At 53.1% G+C, this 13,118-nt stretch carries 14 protein-coding genes; 3 read left to right on the top strand and 11 right to left on the bottom strand.

Annotated features, from left to right (window positions below; all coding sequences use genetic code 11):
• Positions 1-11 precede the first annotated feature (11 nt).
• The 8 genes from rlmB to QOR60_RS04145 form a co-directional block, all read right to left on the bottom strand.
• Positions 12-743: a 23S rRNA (guanosine(2251)-2'-O)-methyltransferase RlmB gene (gene rlmB / locus QOR60_RS04180; protein ID WP_283582108.1), complete on the bottom strand. Its 732-nt coding sequence runs from the start codon at positions 741-743 to the stop codon at positions 12-14.
• On the bottom strand, positions 743-1,144 hold the full coding sequence (locus QOR60_RS04175) for a Mini-ribonuclease 3 (protein WP_283582107.1): 402 nt from the start codon (positions 1,142-1,144) through the stop codon (positions 743-745). Before QOR60_RS04175 ends, rlmB begins: the two co-directional genes overlap by 1 nt.
• Positions 1,141-2,556 carry a cysteine--tRNA ligase gene (gene cysS / locus QOR60_RS04170; protein ID WP_283582106.1) on the bottom strand — a complete coding sequence of 472 codons (1,416 nt, stop codon included), beginning with the start codon at positions 2,554-2,556 and terminating at the stop codon, positions 1,141-1,143. Before cysS ends, QOR60_RS04175 begins: the two co-directional genes overlap by 4 nt.
• A 194-nt stretch (positions 2,557-2,750) precedes the next feature.
• The gene (gltX, locus tag QOR60_RS04165) at positions 2,751-4,250 is read right to left on the bottom strand and encodes a glutamate--tRNA ligase (protein ID WP_283582105.1); all 1,500 of its coding nucleotides are present in this window, start codon (positions 4,248-4,250) and stop codon (positions 2,751-2,753) included.
• A gap of 95 nt (positions 4,251-4,345) precedes the next feature.
• On the bottom strand, positions 4,346-5,635 hold the full coding sequence (locus QOR60_RS04160) for a DUF1002 domain-containing protein (protein WP_283582104.1): 1,290 nt from the start codon (positions 5,633-5,635) through the stop codon (positions 4,346-4,348).
• A gap of 10 nt (positions 5,636-5,645) precedes the next feature.
• Entirely contained in the window at positions 5,646-6,755 is a 1,110-nt protein-coding gene (locus QOR60_RS04155) for a PIN/TRAM domain-containing protein (protein WP_283582103.1), read from the bottom strand.
• An 18-nt stretch (positions 6,756-6,773) separates the two neighbouring features.
• On the bottom strand, positions 6,774-8,150 hold the full coding sequence (radA, locus tag QOR60_RS04150) for a DNA repair protein RadA (protein WP_283582102.1): 1,377 nt from the start codon (positions 8,148-8,150) through the stop codon (positions 6,774-6,776).
• 33 nt (positions 8,151-8,183) lie between these two features.
• Entirely contained in the window at positions 8,184-8,720 is a 537-nt protein-coding gene (locus QOR60_RS04145) for a dCTP deaminase/dUTPase family protein (RefSeq protein ID WP_283582101.1), read from the bottom strand.
• A gap of 61 nt (positions 8,721-8,781) precedes the next feature.
• Here QOR60_RS04145 and QOR60_RS04140 point away from each other — a divergent pair, with 61 nt between their 5' ends.
• From QOR60_RS04140 to QOR60_RS04130, 3 genes are read left to right on the top strand one after another with little or no spacing between them, the layout of a single operon-like run.
• Complete coding sequence (locus QOR60_RS04140; protein ID WP_326520559.1) at positions 8,782-9,144, top strand: GNAT family N-acetyltransferase; 363 nt, start codon at positions 8,782-8,784, stop codon at positions 9,142-9,144.
• The gene (rpiA, locus tag QOR60_RS04135; RefSeq protein WP_283582099.1) at positions 9,145-9,831 is read left to right on the top strand and encodes a ribose-5-phosphate isomerase RpiA; all 687 of its coding nucleotides are present in this window, start codon (positions 9,145-9,147) and stop codon (positions 9,829-9,831) included.
• Between the two features lie 44 nt (positions 9,832-9,875).
• The gene (locus tag QOR60_RS04130) at positions 9,876-11,210 is read left to right on the top strand and encodes a C1 family peptidase (RefSeq protein WP_283582098.1); all 1,335 of its coding nucleotides are present in this window, start codon (positions 9,876-9,878) and stop codon (positions 11,208-11,210) included.
• Positions 11,211-11,271: 61 nt separating this feature from the next.
• Here the strand turns inward: QOR60_RS04130 and QOR60_RS04125 are convergent, their stop codons facing one another.
• Genes QOR60_RS04125 through QOR60_RS04115 form a run of 3 tightly spaced genes read right to left on the bottom strand, consistent with a single transcriptional unit; the run spans position 11,272 to position 13,108 of the window.
• Positions 11,272-11,577 carry a hypothetical protein gene (locus tag QOR60_RS04125; protein WP_283582097.1) on the bottom strand — a complete coding sequence of 102 codons (306 nt, stop codon included), beginning with the start codon at positions 11,575-11,577 and terminating at the stop codon, positions 11,272-11,274.
• On the bottom strand, positions 11,574-11,906 hold the full coding sequence (locus tag QOR60_RS04120) for a hypothetical protein (RefSeq protein WP_283582096.1): 333 nt from the start codon (positions 11,904-11,906) through the stop codon (positions 11,574-11,576). Before QOR60_RS04120 ends, QOR60_RS04125 begins: the two co-directional genes overlap by 4 nt.
• Before the next feature lie 2 nt (positions 11,907-11,908).
• Positions 11,909-13,108, bottom strand: coding sequence for a hypothetical protein (locus QOR60_RS04115; RefSeq protein ID WP_283582095.1), 1,200 nt, complete (start codon positions 13,106-13,108; stop codon positions 11,909-11,911).
• Positions 13,109-13,118 lie beyond the last annotated feature (10 nt).

Below are 13,118 nucleotides of genomic sequence, written 5' to 3'. Positions count from 1 at the left end.
AATTTCCGCTGCTAGCCGCGGGACGTAAAGCCCTGGTACATAATGAGGCTTGCCGCCACGCTGGCGTTAAGGCTTTGGACATGCCCGGTCATCGGGATGGTGAGCATTTCATCACACGTCTTTTTAAGGAGGGGGGTAATTCCCCGGCCTTCGTTCCCGATTACCACAACCGTTGGTCCCGTAGCCTGCCACTGGCGAAAATCAGTTCCTTCCATGTCAGTCCCAAACAACCAACATCCCCGCTTCTTAAGCTCCTTGGCCGTCTGCACCATGTTAGTAACCCGGGCAACCGGAACGTGTTCGATGGCTCCGGTAGACGTTTTGGCAACCGTCGCCGTGAGTTGAACAGCCCGCCGCTTAGGAATGATGATTCCGTGCACCCCGGTTGCATCGGCCGTCCGCAGAATCGATCCCAGGTTATGCGGGTCAACGATTCCATCCAGCATCAACAAGTACGGTGCTTCGCCCTGCTCCTCTGCCCGGGCAAACAAGTCATCGACCGTGGCGTACTCGTACGCCGCAATCGCCAGCACCACGCCCTGGTGGTTTTGCCCCGCGACTAACCGGTCGAGCTTCTGCTTCGGCACGGAACTAACAATGATGTGCTGCTGCTTAGCTAGCTGCACCATCGTGTGCACCGCATCCGCCTTTAGGTCCGCCTGGACAAACAGCTTGTTGGCTTCCTGGTGGGCTTTCAGCGCTGCCATGACGGGATGCCGTCCGATAATAAAGTCTGCTGCCATTACTTTCCCTCCCGTTCAACCGTTTGGATGCACCAGTTTGCCAGTTCGGTTAGCCGGTCCTGCTGGCCGCTCAAAAAGAGGTACCCGAATAACGCCTCAAACCCGGTTGAAATCCGGTAAGTCACCACGTTCGTGTTCTTCGCGGAGGTGTGGCTCTTAGCGTTCCGCCCCCGCTTATAAAACTCCTGCTCGGTTGGCGTCATGAGGTTTTCTTCTTCCATCTTATCGATTAAAAACGCCTGCGCCTTAGCCGAAACATAGTGGGTTGCCCGGTGGTGAAGCTTCGTTGGTTTACTAATCCCGCTGGCTAGTAAGTGCCGCCGGATGTACACCTCGTAGATGGCGTCCCCAATGTAGGCCAGGGCAATTCCGTTTAGCTGCTGATAATCAACGTCACTCATGCGCGTTTCCACCTCGTTCCTTGGGGGGTATCTTCGAGAATAATCCCCTGTTCCTTCAACTCATCCCGAATCTGATCGCTTGTTGCAAAGTCACGCTGTTCCCGGGCCGCTTCCCGCTTGGCAATCAGGGCGTCAATCCAGGCATCATCATCCGTTTCCTTTGTTTCCGCCGGGAAAATAATCCCAAAAATTGCCATCACCGTAGTAAACCGATCCAATAACTGCGTCAGTGTCTCACAGGAAACGGTGTTCTGGGCGCTGTATGTGTTCAGCACCTTCGCCATCTCATACGCAACCGCAATCCCGTTTTGCGCGTTGAAATCATCGTCCATCGCGTCCTTAAACTGCGCTTCCAGGGTGGCGAATTGCTTCTCAACCGCCGCATCGTGGCCTGAACGGGCATCCGCTAACCGAAAGCGGGCGTTTGCCACCGCCGTGCGCAACTTTGTCAGGTTAGCTTCTGCTTCCTGGAGACTGGTGTCGCTGTACTGGATTGGGTGCCGGTACTGAACGGTGGCAATGAGGAACCGCAGCACCTGCGGGTCCACCTGATTAAGCAGTTCGTGCACCGTCACGAAGTTGCCGGCCGACTTACTCATCTTCTCGTTTTCCATCCCGACCGTCACAAACCCGTTGTGCATCCAGTAGCGCGCAAACGGCTGGCCGGTGACCGCTTCACTCTGCGCAATTTCATTCTCGTGATGCGGAAATTCAAGGTCCTGGCCGCCGCCGTGAATGTCGACCGTCGCTTCCAGATACTTGGTCGCCATCACCGAACACTCGATGTGCCATCCCGGACGGCCACTCCCCCACGGAGCATCCCAGCTGATTTCACCGGGCTTGGCCGCCTTCCAGAGAGCAAAGTCGAGCGGATCTTCCTTCTTATCTTGATCGCGCGCATCCGTCCGGGCACTTGCCCCCTGCTCAAGGTCATCGATTGTTTGCCCGGAAAGTTCCCCGTAGTGGGCAAACTTGCGGGTGCGGTAGTAGACATCGCCCGCACTGACATAGGCGTACCCCTTATCAATGAGCTGCTGGATAAAGTCAATGATGGCGGGAATGTTTTCCCGGACCCGTGGGTTAACCGTGGCCCGCTTGACGTTGAGGGCAGCCGTGTCCTCATAAAAAGCGTTAATATACTTGTCCGTCAACTCATCAACCGCCATTCCCGTTTCCTGGCTGGCCTTAATAATCTTATCGTCAACGTCGGTAAAGTTGGAAACGAACTTAACGGTGTACCCGCGATATTCCAGGTAGCGCCGAATCGTATCAAACGCCACAACGCTCCGGGCGTTCCCAATATGAATGTAGTTGTACACCGTCGGTCCGCAGACGTACATTAGGACCTCATTGGGCTTTTGCGGTGTAAACGGCTCCTTCTCATTTGTGAGCGTGTTATAAATTTGAATCACTGGAATTCCCCCTAACAAAAAGAAGGCGTGGCAAAACCAAGAAAACGAGCGGAGTGAAAGCAGGAAGGCAAACGAATCACGCAGCAGCAATTCGGAGGCTTGCGCACTTCCATTCAGCTCGTTTAATTGGGAATCCGGTTAACCGGAATTAACCGGGATTTTTGCCATACCCTCTCCGTGGTTCCGCGCCACGCCTAGTTAATTTCAGCAAGCGTCTGGTCAATGTACTTTAAGACGTTATCCCGACCGAACAACTCAATGGTTGGGCCGATTTCCGGGCCGTGCATGGACCGGGTCGCCGCAATCCGAATCGGCATGTAGAGCTTCCGCCCCCGCACACCGGTTTCATGCTGAACGTCCCAGATAGCGTTTTGAATCTCCGTTGCGTCAAACAGCGGCATCGTCTCAGCGCGCTTCTTGAACGCCTCGATGACCGGCACCGCGTTTTCGTCCGCCAGTTCTGCCCGATCATCAGCGCTTAACTCACCCGGAATATTGAAGAAGATATCCGCCATTTCCACAATCTGGCCCATGTAGGACATCTGCCGCTTGTACAGGTTGATGAGCTTCCGCGCCCACTCAACCGTTGCAACGTCCGGATCTTCCTTGATTAACCCAGCCTTAATCAATTGCTTGAGGGCCAGGTCAACCACCGTATCCTCGTTTCCAAGCTTAACGTAGCGGTTGTTAACCCACTCAAGCTTCTTGATGTCAAAGGCTGCTGGTGACTTACTCAGCCGCTTGTAGTCAAACATCTTAATGAACTGCTTGCGCGTAAAGATTTCTGACTCACCCTTTGGTGACCAACCCAGCAGCGTGATGAAGTTAAACATCGCGTCTGGCATGTATCCGAGGGAACGGTACTGTTCGATAAACTGAAGCACCGTTTCGTCCCGCTTACTGAGCTTCTTGCCCGTTTCAGCGTTAATAATCAGGGACATGTGGCCGAACTGCGGTGGCTGCCACCCGAAGGCCTCGTAAACTACCAACTGCTTGGGGGTGTTGGCAACGTGGTCGTCGCCCCGCAGCACGTGGGTAATCTCCATCATGTGATCGTCAACAACAACGGCGAAGTTGTACGTCGGCATGCCATCACGCTTCTGGATGACAAAGTCACCCCCGATGGTTTCAGACTTAAAGCTAACGTGGCCCTTCACCATGTCGTCCCACTCGTAGACCTTGTTGGCCGGAACGTGAATCCGAACAACCGGCTTCAATCCCTTGGCCTCGCACTCTTCCTGCTTAGCCTTAATTTCGTCATCACTCATCCCAGCATACTCGTACACGTAGCGCGGGGCTTCGCCGTTGGCCTTCTGCTGTTCCCGCTGGGCCTGTAGCTCTTCTTCGGTCATGTATGACTTGTAGGCAATCCCCTTGTCCAGTAGTTCCTGAATCAGCGGCTGGTAAATCTCCCGCCGTTCGGACTGCCGGTACGGGCCAAAATCGCCCGGCTTATCCGGACCTTCGTCCCAGTCAATTCCCAGCCACTTTAAGTTATCCAGCTGGCTCTTTTCCCCATCCTGCACGTTCCGCTTCGTATCAGTATCCTCGATCCGAATCACAAACGTCCCGTTGTTGTGCCGGGCAAACAGGTAGTTAAACAGGGCCGTTCGGGCATTCCCGATGTGAAGATGCCCCGTCGGACTTGGTGCGTACCGCACCCGAATCTTTTGTGGTTGTTCCGCTTCTGCCAAAATGAGCGCCTCTTTCTTCGTAATAATCTCACAGTGGGCGGTAAGCCCCGCCCACCAGTCTTCTCAATTCTACAATGCTCCCCTACGTTCCGCAACTACTGCTGATCAGCAGCGTCGCTTGCCTGCTGACCGTTATTCTGCGCTGCGGGCGCCTTTTCGTCCTGCTTTTGGGCCGGCTGCTTCGGAGTAACTTCACTGGACTGTTCGTCACCGGCCGCCGACTGATCCTTTGCCGCCGATGAGCTCTGCGTTGCGGATGAACCTGACGCTGAACTTGCTGCGCTCACGCCGCTGTTTTGGGCTTCCTGACTCTTTTCGGCGGAAGCGTCCTTCGTCGGGTCGTGCCGCAGAATGTAGACGTTCACGGCGTGCACAATCATCTTCCAGAGCCGTTCGAAGAAGTTCATGTGAGCATCCTTCCAGTCGTTGGCGTTAATCATGTTGCCGTTCTTATTGTTGGCCACGTTGTGCTGCACGTTCTTAATCGTATTAACTACCGTGCTGGTCTTGGCAACCGGAGCGTGTTCGAAGTTAACCAGCGCTTGGACAATCTGGTTGATGGCTGACTGCGGCGTTTCGCTGGCAATCCCCTGCTTTTGTAACTGCTTCATCAACATACTTTGAATCTCGGAAGCAGAATCCATTTTGCCGTTCTGCCGGTCCTGGGCGACCTGCTGGGCAACGGCTAAGACCGCTTGAACTAATTTCCCGGCGTACTGGGAGTCACCCTGGTTAGCCTGAACGGCCGGCTGGGTAGCCTGTAACAGCCCGTTGGCGGCCGCCGTGTTCTTACTGTTCAGTTGAATTCCGTCAACTGCAAGGGCCTTGTACACCCCGGTCAGGGCAGACGTCCCGGAAACCGGCGTGTTGGCCGTTACCACGATGTTCATGTCCTTTACCCCAGCACAGGCTGCTGCCATGGCGTACTGCTGCGGGGTAACCTGGGTGATGTTGTCCTTGCCATCAAAGTCCTTGATGGAAACGTTAATCCCCGTTCCCGGGTCGGCTGGTTGCAGGGCCACCGAGCTAATCATAGCTGAGTCGGTTGTCGCCTGCCCGTTGCCCACGTACTGGCCGTAGTCCTGGCCCGTTGCCGTTAGGTTCGTGAAGTTGGCGGCGCTACTGTTACCCGCCAGCACCTGGGCGACCTGCTGCCGTTCACTGTCGGATAAACCCGCGCCAAAGACCATGTACGGCTTGCTAAGCTGCTTAGTTTGAACGGATTGGCCCCCGTTATTAAAGGTTGGCGTACTCTGGCTTGACTGCTGTGTCGTAGCTGGAGTGTTGGCGTTGTCCCCCGCCACGTCGTCAGCACATGCCACCGGCGTTGCGGCTAGGAGCGCCAGCCCCACCATGCTTGTTGTCATTAACTTGTTTAATTTCATGTTAATCCTCCTAGTTCTTCTCCCGGAGTTCCCGCTTCGAGTGCGTTGGTTTAGCAAAAATCATCCGGCCGGCATCGGTCTGCAAGGCACTCGTGACCTCCACTTCAATGGTCTTGTTCATGTAGTACCGGCCGTCTTCGACCACGATCATCGTTCCGTCATCCAGGTACGCAACTCCCTGATGGCGCTCGGTTCCGTTCTTAATGACCATCACGTTTAACTTCTCCCCCGGAATTACCCGCGGCTTGAGCGCCTTGGCCAGGGCGTTAATGTTAAGCACCTCAACGTTTTGGAACTCACAGACCTTATTGAGATTATAGTCGTTTGTGACGATCACTGCATCCATCATCTTCGCTAATTTGATTAATTTGCTATCAACTTCCTGAATATCCGGAAAATCACCCTCGTACATCTTTACCGGGACATCGTTTTCCTTCCGGAGCTTGTTTAAAATATCCAGTCCGCGCCGGCCCCGAACCCGCTTGATACTATCGCCCGCATCCGCAATGTACTGCAACTCGTACAGCACAAAGTTTGGCACCACGAGAACACCCTCGATAAAACCGGTCTTCACGAGGTCGTAAATGCGCCCGTCAATCAGAATGTTGGTATCTAAGAGCTTATACTTGTGGAAGTGGTCATCTACCTTCCGTTCGAGGACATCCCCTGCCGGCCGGTCACGGTGCATTAGCCGCTTGAAGAAGGTCGGGTCAAGGTCGCCAAACTTATTCCGGCCAAACACGTACCCGGCATACCCGAACAAAAGCATCAGAATCACCGGCAGCACCGTGTTCAAGAAGAACAGGTGGGAGTGGGAAAATAAGCTGGAAACCAACGCTGCAATCAGCATCCCCACAATCACGGACAGGGAAATGGCCGCAATGGCTGCTGGGTTCTGCTGGGTAAGCCGTTTTTCAATCCGCGCCAGCATCCGGTCAACCAGATTACCAAATACCAGCATCATCAACCCCATCACAACCAACCCAATCAGCATGTCCGTCAGGGGGTTATTAAGCACGGGCTGGTAAATCCCCCCAAGTTGCCATAAATATGGTAAAAACGTGTACCCGCCGCCCAAACCAAGGAGGGCAAATACAATCATAATGATTTTCTTGCGCACGTTAACGCACCTCAATTCCTACTTATTAAAAACAATCCGGAGCGCATCGTTAATTGTTGCTACCCCAACACACTCAATTTTTGTGGGGGGCGTCCAGTCCCGCAGGTTATTTTGCGGGAGAATTACCCGCTTAAAGCCGAGCTTGGCTGCCTCGTTGACCCGCTCCTCAATCCGGTTAACCCGGCGGATCTCCCCGGTTAACCCGACCTCCCCGATAAAACAGTCGGTCGGCGCCGTTTCAACGTCGCGGTAACTTGACGCGATGCTGACAGCAAGGGCCAAGTCAATCGCTGGTTCGTCCAGCTTCACCCCACCGGCCGCTTTCAGGTAAGCGTCCTGGTTTTGGAGCAGCATTCCCGCCCGTTTCTCCAGAACAGCCATAATAAGGGCGACCCGGTTGTGGTTGAGCCCCGTTGTGGTTCGCTTGGCATTGCCAAAAGCCGTCGGGGTTACCAGTGCCTGCAGTTCAACCAGGATTGGCCGGGTCCCCTCTAAGGAAACCACCACGGCCGAACCGGTCGCTCCGCGCAAACGTTCCTCCAGGAAGATTTCGGAGGGGTTGGCCACCTCCCGCAGGCCACCGGTGCGCATCTCAAAAATACCAATCTCGTTGGTCGACCCGAACCGGTTTTTTACGGCCCGCAAGATCCGGTAACTCCGGTGCAGGTCGCCCTCAAAGTACAGAACGGTGTCAACCATGTGTTCTAGAATCTTGGGTCCGGCAAGTGCGCCTTCCTTGGTCACGTGGCCGACGATGAAAATTGTAATCCCGTTTTCCTTCGCAATCCGCATCAGGTCAGCGGTAACTTCCCGAATCTGGGAGACGCTCCCGACCGCTGCGGTCATATCCGGCTCCTGCATTGTTTGCACGGAGTCAATTACCACAAAGTCCGGGTGCAGGCTGGCGATGTTTTCCTTGATCGCGCCCATGTCCGTTTCAGGGTACAGGTAAAACTGGTCACCGCCAACCCCCAAGCGGTCAGCACGCATTTTAATCTGCACGGCACTCTCTTCCCCGGAAACATACAGCACCTTCTGGCCGGTTTCCGCAAGTTGGCCGGACACCTGCAACAGGAGAGTGGACTTCCCGATGCCGGGATCGCCCCCAATGAGGACGAGGGACCCCGGAACGATCCCGCCCCCGAGCACCCGGTTAAGTTCTGCCAACTGCGTTTCAATCCGCGGGGTTTCTTCCGTTGTCACCTGCCCAATCAGTTCGGGTTTGATCGTCCGCCCCGCCATCGTCCGGTGCGGTGCCGCTGCCTGGTGGGCTGCCGGGTGATCCACCTCTTCAACCAGGGTATTCCACTCGCCACAGTTCGGACACCGCCCAAGATACCGCGGCGACACGTACCCGCACTTTTGACAAACATACTTCGTTTTTGCCTTGGCCACCAGACCGCCTCCCCTCTAGGCTTTACAACTTAACTACTTTCCACTACTTCCAAAACCGCCCGTTCGCTTAGCTAACGGCGTTTGTTCGTTATCCGCCCGGAGGTATGGCATGAAGATTGCCTGGGCAATCCGCTCCCCCTGCTTCACGTGATAGTCACGAATCCCAAAGTTTAATAGCTGGACAAACAACTCCCCCTCGTTATTCGGGTTATTGTAGTAGTCCGCATCCACGACCCCAATTCCGTTGGGGAGAATCAGCCCCCGCTTTAACGGGCCACTTGACCGGTCAGCAATAAGAACGAACTCATCCTCCTGCATGTACGCCTTTACGCCAGTGGGCACCAGGTACGGTTTGAGAACCGCCCACGCGTCATCCAAGGCGGCATCCGTCACATTCTCTTCCCGTCGCAATGCGCGGAGCACCTTTAAGAAGGGCCCGCGCCAAATACTTGGCAGCGTAAAGTCCCGGGCCGCAAACAGATCATACCCCGCTGCGTGCTGCGTTGCCCGCACCGGTAAATGAACGTCTTCTGGGTCGTACGAACTGACCCGTTCAAATCCTCGTTTCATGGTTTCCCTCCGTTTTATATAAGTACATTCATCTTACCACTAAGTCCCGGTTCCGAATAGTATTCCTTGCGGGGGAATCCCCGTAAAAAATGGTATAATAACGCATGAAACGGAGGCGGTAAATTTGAAGTACGAATGGCGCAGTACGCGGGTGCGGTGCCTGGACGACCAGGGACAGCGGATCGGCGAAATCGGCTGGCACATGATTGATGATGACCAGACCTACGTGATTGAACGAACGTGGGTCGACCCCAACCACCGGGGAACGGCCATCGCCGCTGAAATGACCAAGAAGCTGCTTGACAAAATTACCACGGAAAACAAAAAGTTTATTCCGCTGTGCAGTTTTACGGAGCACTTCTTGGATAAGGAACCGCAGTATCGGAAAGCGGCCTATTATCCACACGACGAGGAGGAATTTTAGATGACGCAGGATGAGTTAAAGCAGATGGTCGGGCAAAAGTCCGTCGAATTCATTGAGGACGGGATGATTGTCGGGTTGGGAACCGGAACGACCTCTACATACATGGTGGATGCCCTCGGCAAACGGCTGGCCGAAGAAGGCCTCCACATTACGGGGGTCACAACATCAAAGCGGACGGCGGACCAGGCCAAGCAGCTCGGGATTCCGCTAAAGTCCATCAATGACGTTGACCACATCGATCTCACCATTGACGGGGCCGATGAGATTGACAAGGATTTCCAGGGGATTAAGGGCGGCGGCGCCTCCCTCCTCTTCGAAAAGATTGTGGCTACCAATTCAGACCGCAACATCTGGATTGTCGACGAGGGCAAGATGCACGAACAACTAGGTAGCTTCCCGCTGGCAATTGAGGTAATTCCATACGGAAGCCAGCAGCTCTTTGATAAGTTTAGCGCCCGGGGATTAAACCCTGTTTTCCGGCGGAATGAAGCCGGCGATTTTGCCCAGACCGATTCAAACAACTGGATTATTGACCTGCACGTTGACCCAATCACCGACCCGTACGGCCTGCAGGACTACCTGATTAATCAGGTCGGGGTGGTTGAACAGGGACTCTTCCTGGACGTTGTAAACACGGTTATTGTGGGCCACCCGGACGGACCAGAAATTATTCACGCCCGGAAGTAAAAGGAGTATAATGAGAATATCCTTAGAAAAGGAGTAGAATTCTCATGAGTAAATCGATTAGTGCTGATGAATTAGGCCGGTTCCGGGATAACCTCCAGGGCCGGAAAGACGCTGCGGTAATCGCCCGTAGCGTAGCAAAGAACGGGATCCTCGCTTCCGCAACGGACTACGAGGCTGCCACTAAGATGGAGCCAGTCTTTTCCATTGACCTGGATACCGGAAAGGTAGCGGACCAGAAGCGTTCTGGCCGGTGCTGGATGTTTGCCTGCCTCAACACGATGCGGCACGCCATCCGCGAAGAATACAAGGTGGCTGATGACTTTGAACTTTCCCAGAACTACACGTTCTTCTGGGACAAGCTGGAAAAGGCCAACTACTTCTACGAAAACGTGCTGAAGACGGCGGACCTGCCGACCAGCGACCGGAAAGTCGCTTGGCTGATGACCACGCCCCAGCAGGACGGTGGCCAGTGGGACATGATTATGGCCATCATCGAAAAGTACGGGGTTGTACCGCAGAGCGTAATGCCGGAAACGGTCAACTCATCCAACTCAACGGAAATCAACGACATGTTGAACCTGAAGTTACGGAAGGACGCCGTTGAACTGCGGGAAATGGTTGCCGCTAACGCCACGGATGACGACATTGCCACCCGCAAGGAAAAGATGTTAACGGAAGTTTACCGGATGCTGGCATACAGCTTCGGCGAACCACCGACAACGTTTGACTTCGAATACCGCGACAAGGATAATAACTTCCACCGCGACACCAACCTGACGCCAAAGAAGTTCTTTGACAAGTACGTCGGCTGGAACCTGAGCGACTACGTTTCCATCATTAACGGGCCAACCAAGGACAAGCCGTACAACCACATGTACACGGTTGAAATGCTCGGTAACGTGGTTGGCGGCCGGGAAGTGCGGCACCTCAACGTGGACATGAACGAATTCCGGAAAGTGGCCATCAAGCAGCTCGAAGCCGGCGAAAGTGTTTGGTTCGGTTGTGACGTTGGTAAGGAATCCGACCGCAAGAAGGGAATCATGGACACCAACCTCTACCACCAGGACGAACTCTTCGACGTGGACTTCTCCATGTCCAAGGCGGACCGGCTGGACTACTGCCAGAGCCTCATGACCCACGCCATGGTGCTGACCGGCGTGGACCTGGTCGACGGCGAGCCAACCAAGTGGAAGGTTGAAAACTCCTGGGGTGATAAGGTCGGCACAAAAGGCTTCTTCGTCATGAGCAACGACTGGATGGAAGAATACTGCTACCAGGTGGTTGTTAACAAGAAGTACCTGCCGGATGAACTCAAGCAGGTTCTCAACGAAGAACCAACGATGCTGAAGCCGTGGGACCCGATGGGCTCATTGGCATAGCAGCCTGATTAATACGATACTAAACAACGCAGCGGACGTGATGGTTCGCTGCGTTGTTTTCTTATTTTAACCGAGATGCCTCAGTATGAATCTTTTCGGTGAGAGCGTCAGCCCAGTTTCCTAAACTAACGGCGCTGACCTGCTTACCAACACCTTCAACCTTCCCGCCTAACTGACTAGCCTGCTGCTTCATTTTCCCACGAAACGCATTAACGCGAGCTTCAACCTTCGCCCGTCCAGTCATCGCGACCGCCGTGGTAATCATTTCTTTTTCCACGGTTTTCTTAATTTTTTGCATGGTCGCCGGATCTAGTTCGTGGCCACAAGACGATAACGCCTGACTAATCATTCCTGCTAAATCACTCACTGTGCATCAACCACCCTTCTCCGCTGACGCTGATATTCAACGGTATTATCTTCCCGTGCATCTTCAATCCTTTGCATCTGCCGCCGAAAAAAGTTATCCGCTTCGTCAATTCCACGATCAAGTGCACCCATTGCCCCCATTAAATAGCGCCGATCATCGCTGTACCGGCCCACAAGCTGGTAGGTCGTCTGCTGGATAGTAGTTAAAGAGCGTCGCATCATTGCCCGTTGTTGCTGAAGTTGGTCTAATTGCCGGTCAAACTGCCGCTCCTGATACTGGTATTCCTGCCGTAAATCATCAAGCATTCTTTCGCATGTTCGTTCATCCATCGTTATTCCCCAATCATTTGGCTAATCTTACTGTCCGTAGCTTCAAAATTCCCCGCCGCGGAACGCATCCCAGTCCCCAGAGAAGTAAGGCGTTCTGCAGCTGATGTCAGTTGATGAAGCTCTTGTTCACAGATTTCCTGTGGTTGGGCAACCATGCTGGCCTGCGTCGCCCCACCAGCTACTAAAGCATCCATAATTTCACCCATGCTCAAATCAGTCCCGATAGCACGAGCCATCTGCTGGACGTGCTGCCAATTTTCCTCAAAGAACGACTTCTCACGTTTAACTTCACTTGTTGCCATGGTAAGTGCTTCTTCAACAGCGGCGGTCAATACGTTCGCAATTGAAACGACATCACCGGGGTCAACTTTAACCTCCTTATTGCCAAAAATAAAATTCGTTAAATTAATTAATCTGTCGTAGTCATTTTCGGCATAAAGTAATTGTTCCTGTTCAACTGATAATGTTTTCAGGCTATCATTACGATTAAACCGGTATCCGCCCCACATATGTTGATCAGGAACATTACCAGTTTCCGTACTGTCAATATAAATGACCTGACCGATACTAGGCTTTAAAAGACCGTAACCCATCGAAACAATGTCTTTCCCATCTTGGTAATTGTGTATCCGATGACGAAGTTTAAACGCCTGTAACTTTTCAGAAAAAGTTAACGCATCGTAAATATTTGGTCCTTCATAAAAGTATCCTCCCTTAATCCGTTGAGGATACTTTGTCCTGCATACCCCGTACTGACCATCCATTGAACCCAAGGATTGACCAAAAACATAAACCGATGCGTGAGGATATTTGCGACATACATTGTCCAACGTTTTAGCAGCTGCTTTAAACTGTGGCAAAACTGTTTTATTGTGTGAGCCAAAGAAAATTCTGATACCAGCAACAATATCATTTCCCCAATCGGCACATACATCCTTAGGACTATGCTTAAAATCGGTATCTGACCCACGGTATACCACGGCAACCTCCGTTGCTTTGTGCGGATTCCTTGTATTCGTTACAACATAGGCCTGTTCTCCTGCATGGTTAATATTGGGTGAACCGTCTTTGTTGAAACCAATCCGTTGTTGGACGTAGCCAACGGATTTACCATGTATCTTCCACCTTTTTCCTACACTGTAATTTCCATATTCGTTACGTGCAAATTCCATACGTTCTTTATCCGTTAAATGCCCCCACATAGTATTTCAC

This window comes from Ligilactobacillus hohenheimensis, from assembly GCF_947381805.1.
Classification (GTDB): domain Bacteria; phylum Bacillota; class Bacilli; order Lactobacillales; family Lactobacillaceae; genus Ligilactobacillus; species Ligilactobacillus hohenheimensis.
This window is presented reverse-complemented; position numbering and strand designations above follow the sequence as displayed.

What these genes read in the sequence shown, in the direction of transcription:
- QOR60_RS04130 (WP_283582098.1), top strand. Translation starts at nt 9,876, where the DNA reads ATGAGTAAATCGATTAGTGCTGATGAATTAGGCCGGTTCCGGGATAAC.
- QOR60_RS04115 (WP_283582095.1), bottom strand. Translation starts at nt 13,108, where the DNA reads ATGTGGGGGCATTTAACGGATAAAGAACGTATGGAATTTGCACGTAAC.
- rpiA (WP_283582099.1), top strand. Translation starts at nt 9,145, where the DNA reads ATGACGCAGGATGAGTTAAAGCAGATGGTCGGGCAAAAGTCCGTCGAA.
- QOR60_RS04160 (WP_283582104.1), bottom strand. Translation starts at nt 5,635, where the DNA reads ATGAAATTAAACAAGTTAATGACAACAAGCATGGTGGGGCTGGCGCTC.
- QOR60_RS04145 (WP_283582101.1), bottom strand. Translation starts at nt 8,720, where the DNA reads ATGAAACGAGGATTTGAACGGGTCAGTTCGTACGACCCAGAAGACGTT.
- rlmB (WP_283582108.1), bottom strand. Translation starts at nt 743, where the DNA reads ATGGCAGCAGACTTTATTATCGGACGGCATCCCGTCATGGCAGCGCTG.
- QOR60_RS04120 (WP_283582096.1), bottom strand. Translation starts at nt 11,906, where the DNA reads ATGGATGAACGAACATGCGAAAGAATGCTTGATGATTTACGGCAGGAA.
- QOR60_RS04175 (WP_283582107.1), bottom strand. Translation starts at nt 1,144, where the DNA reads ATGAGTGACGTTGATTATCAGCAGCTAAACGGAATTGCCCTGGCCTAC.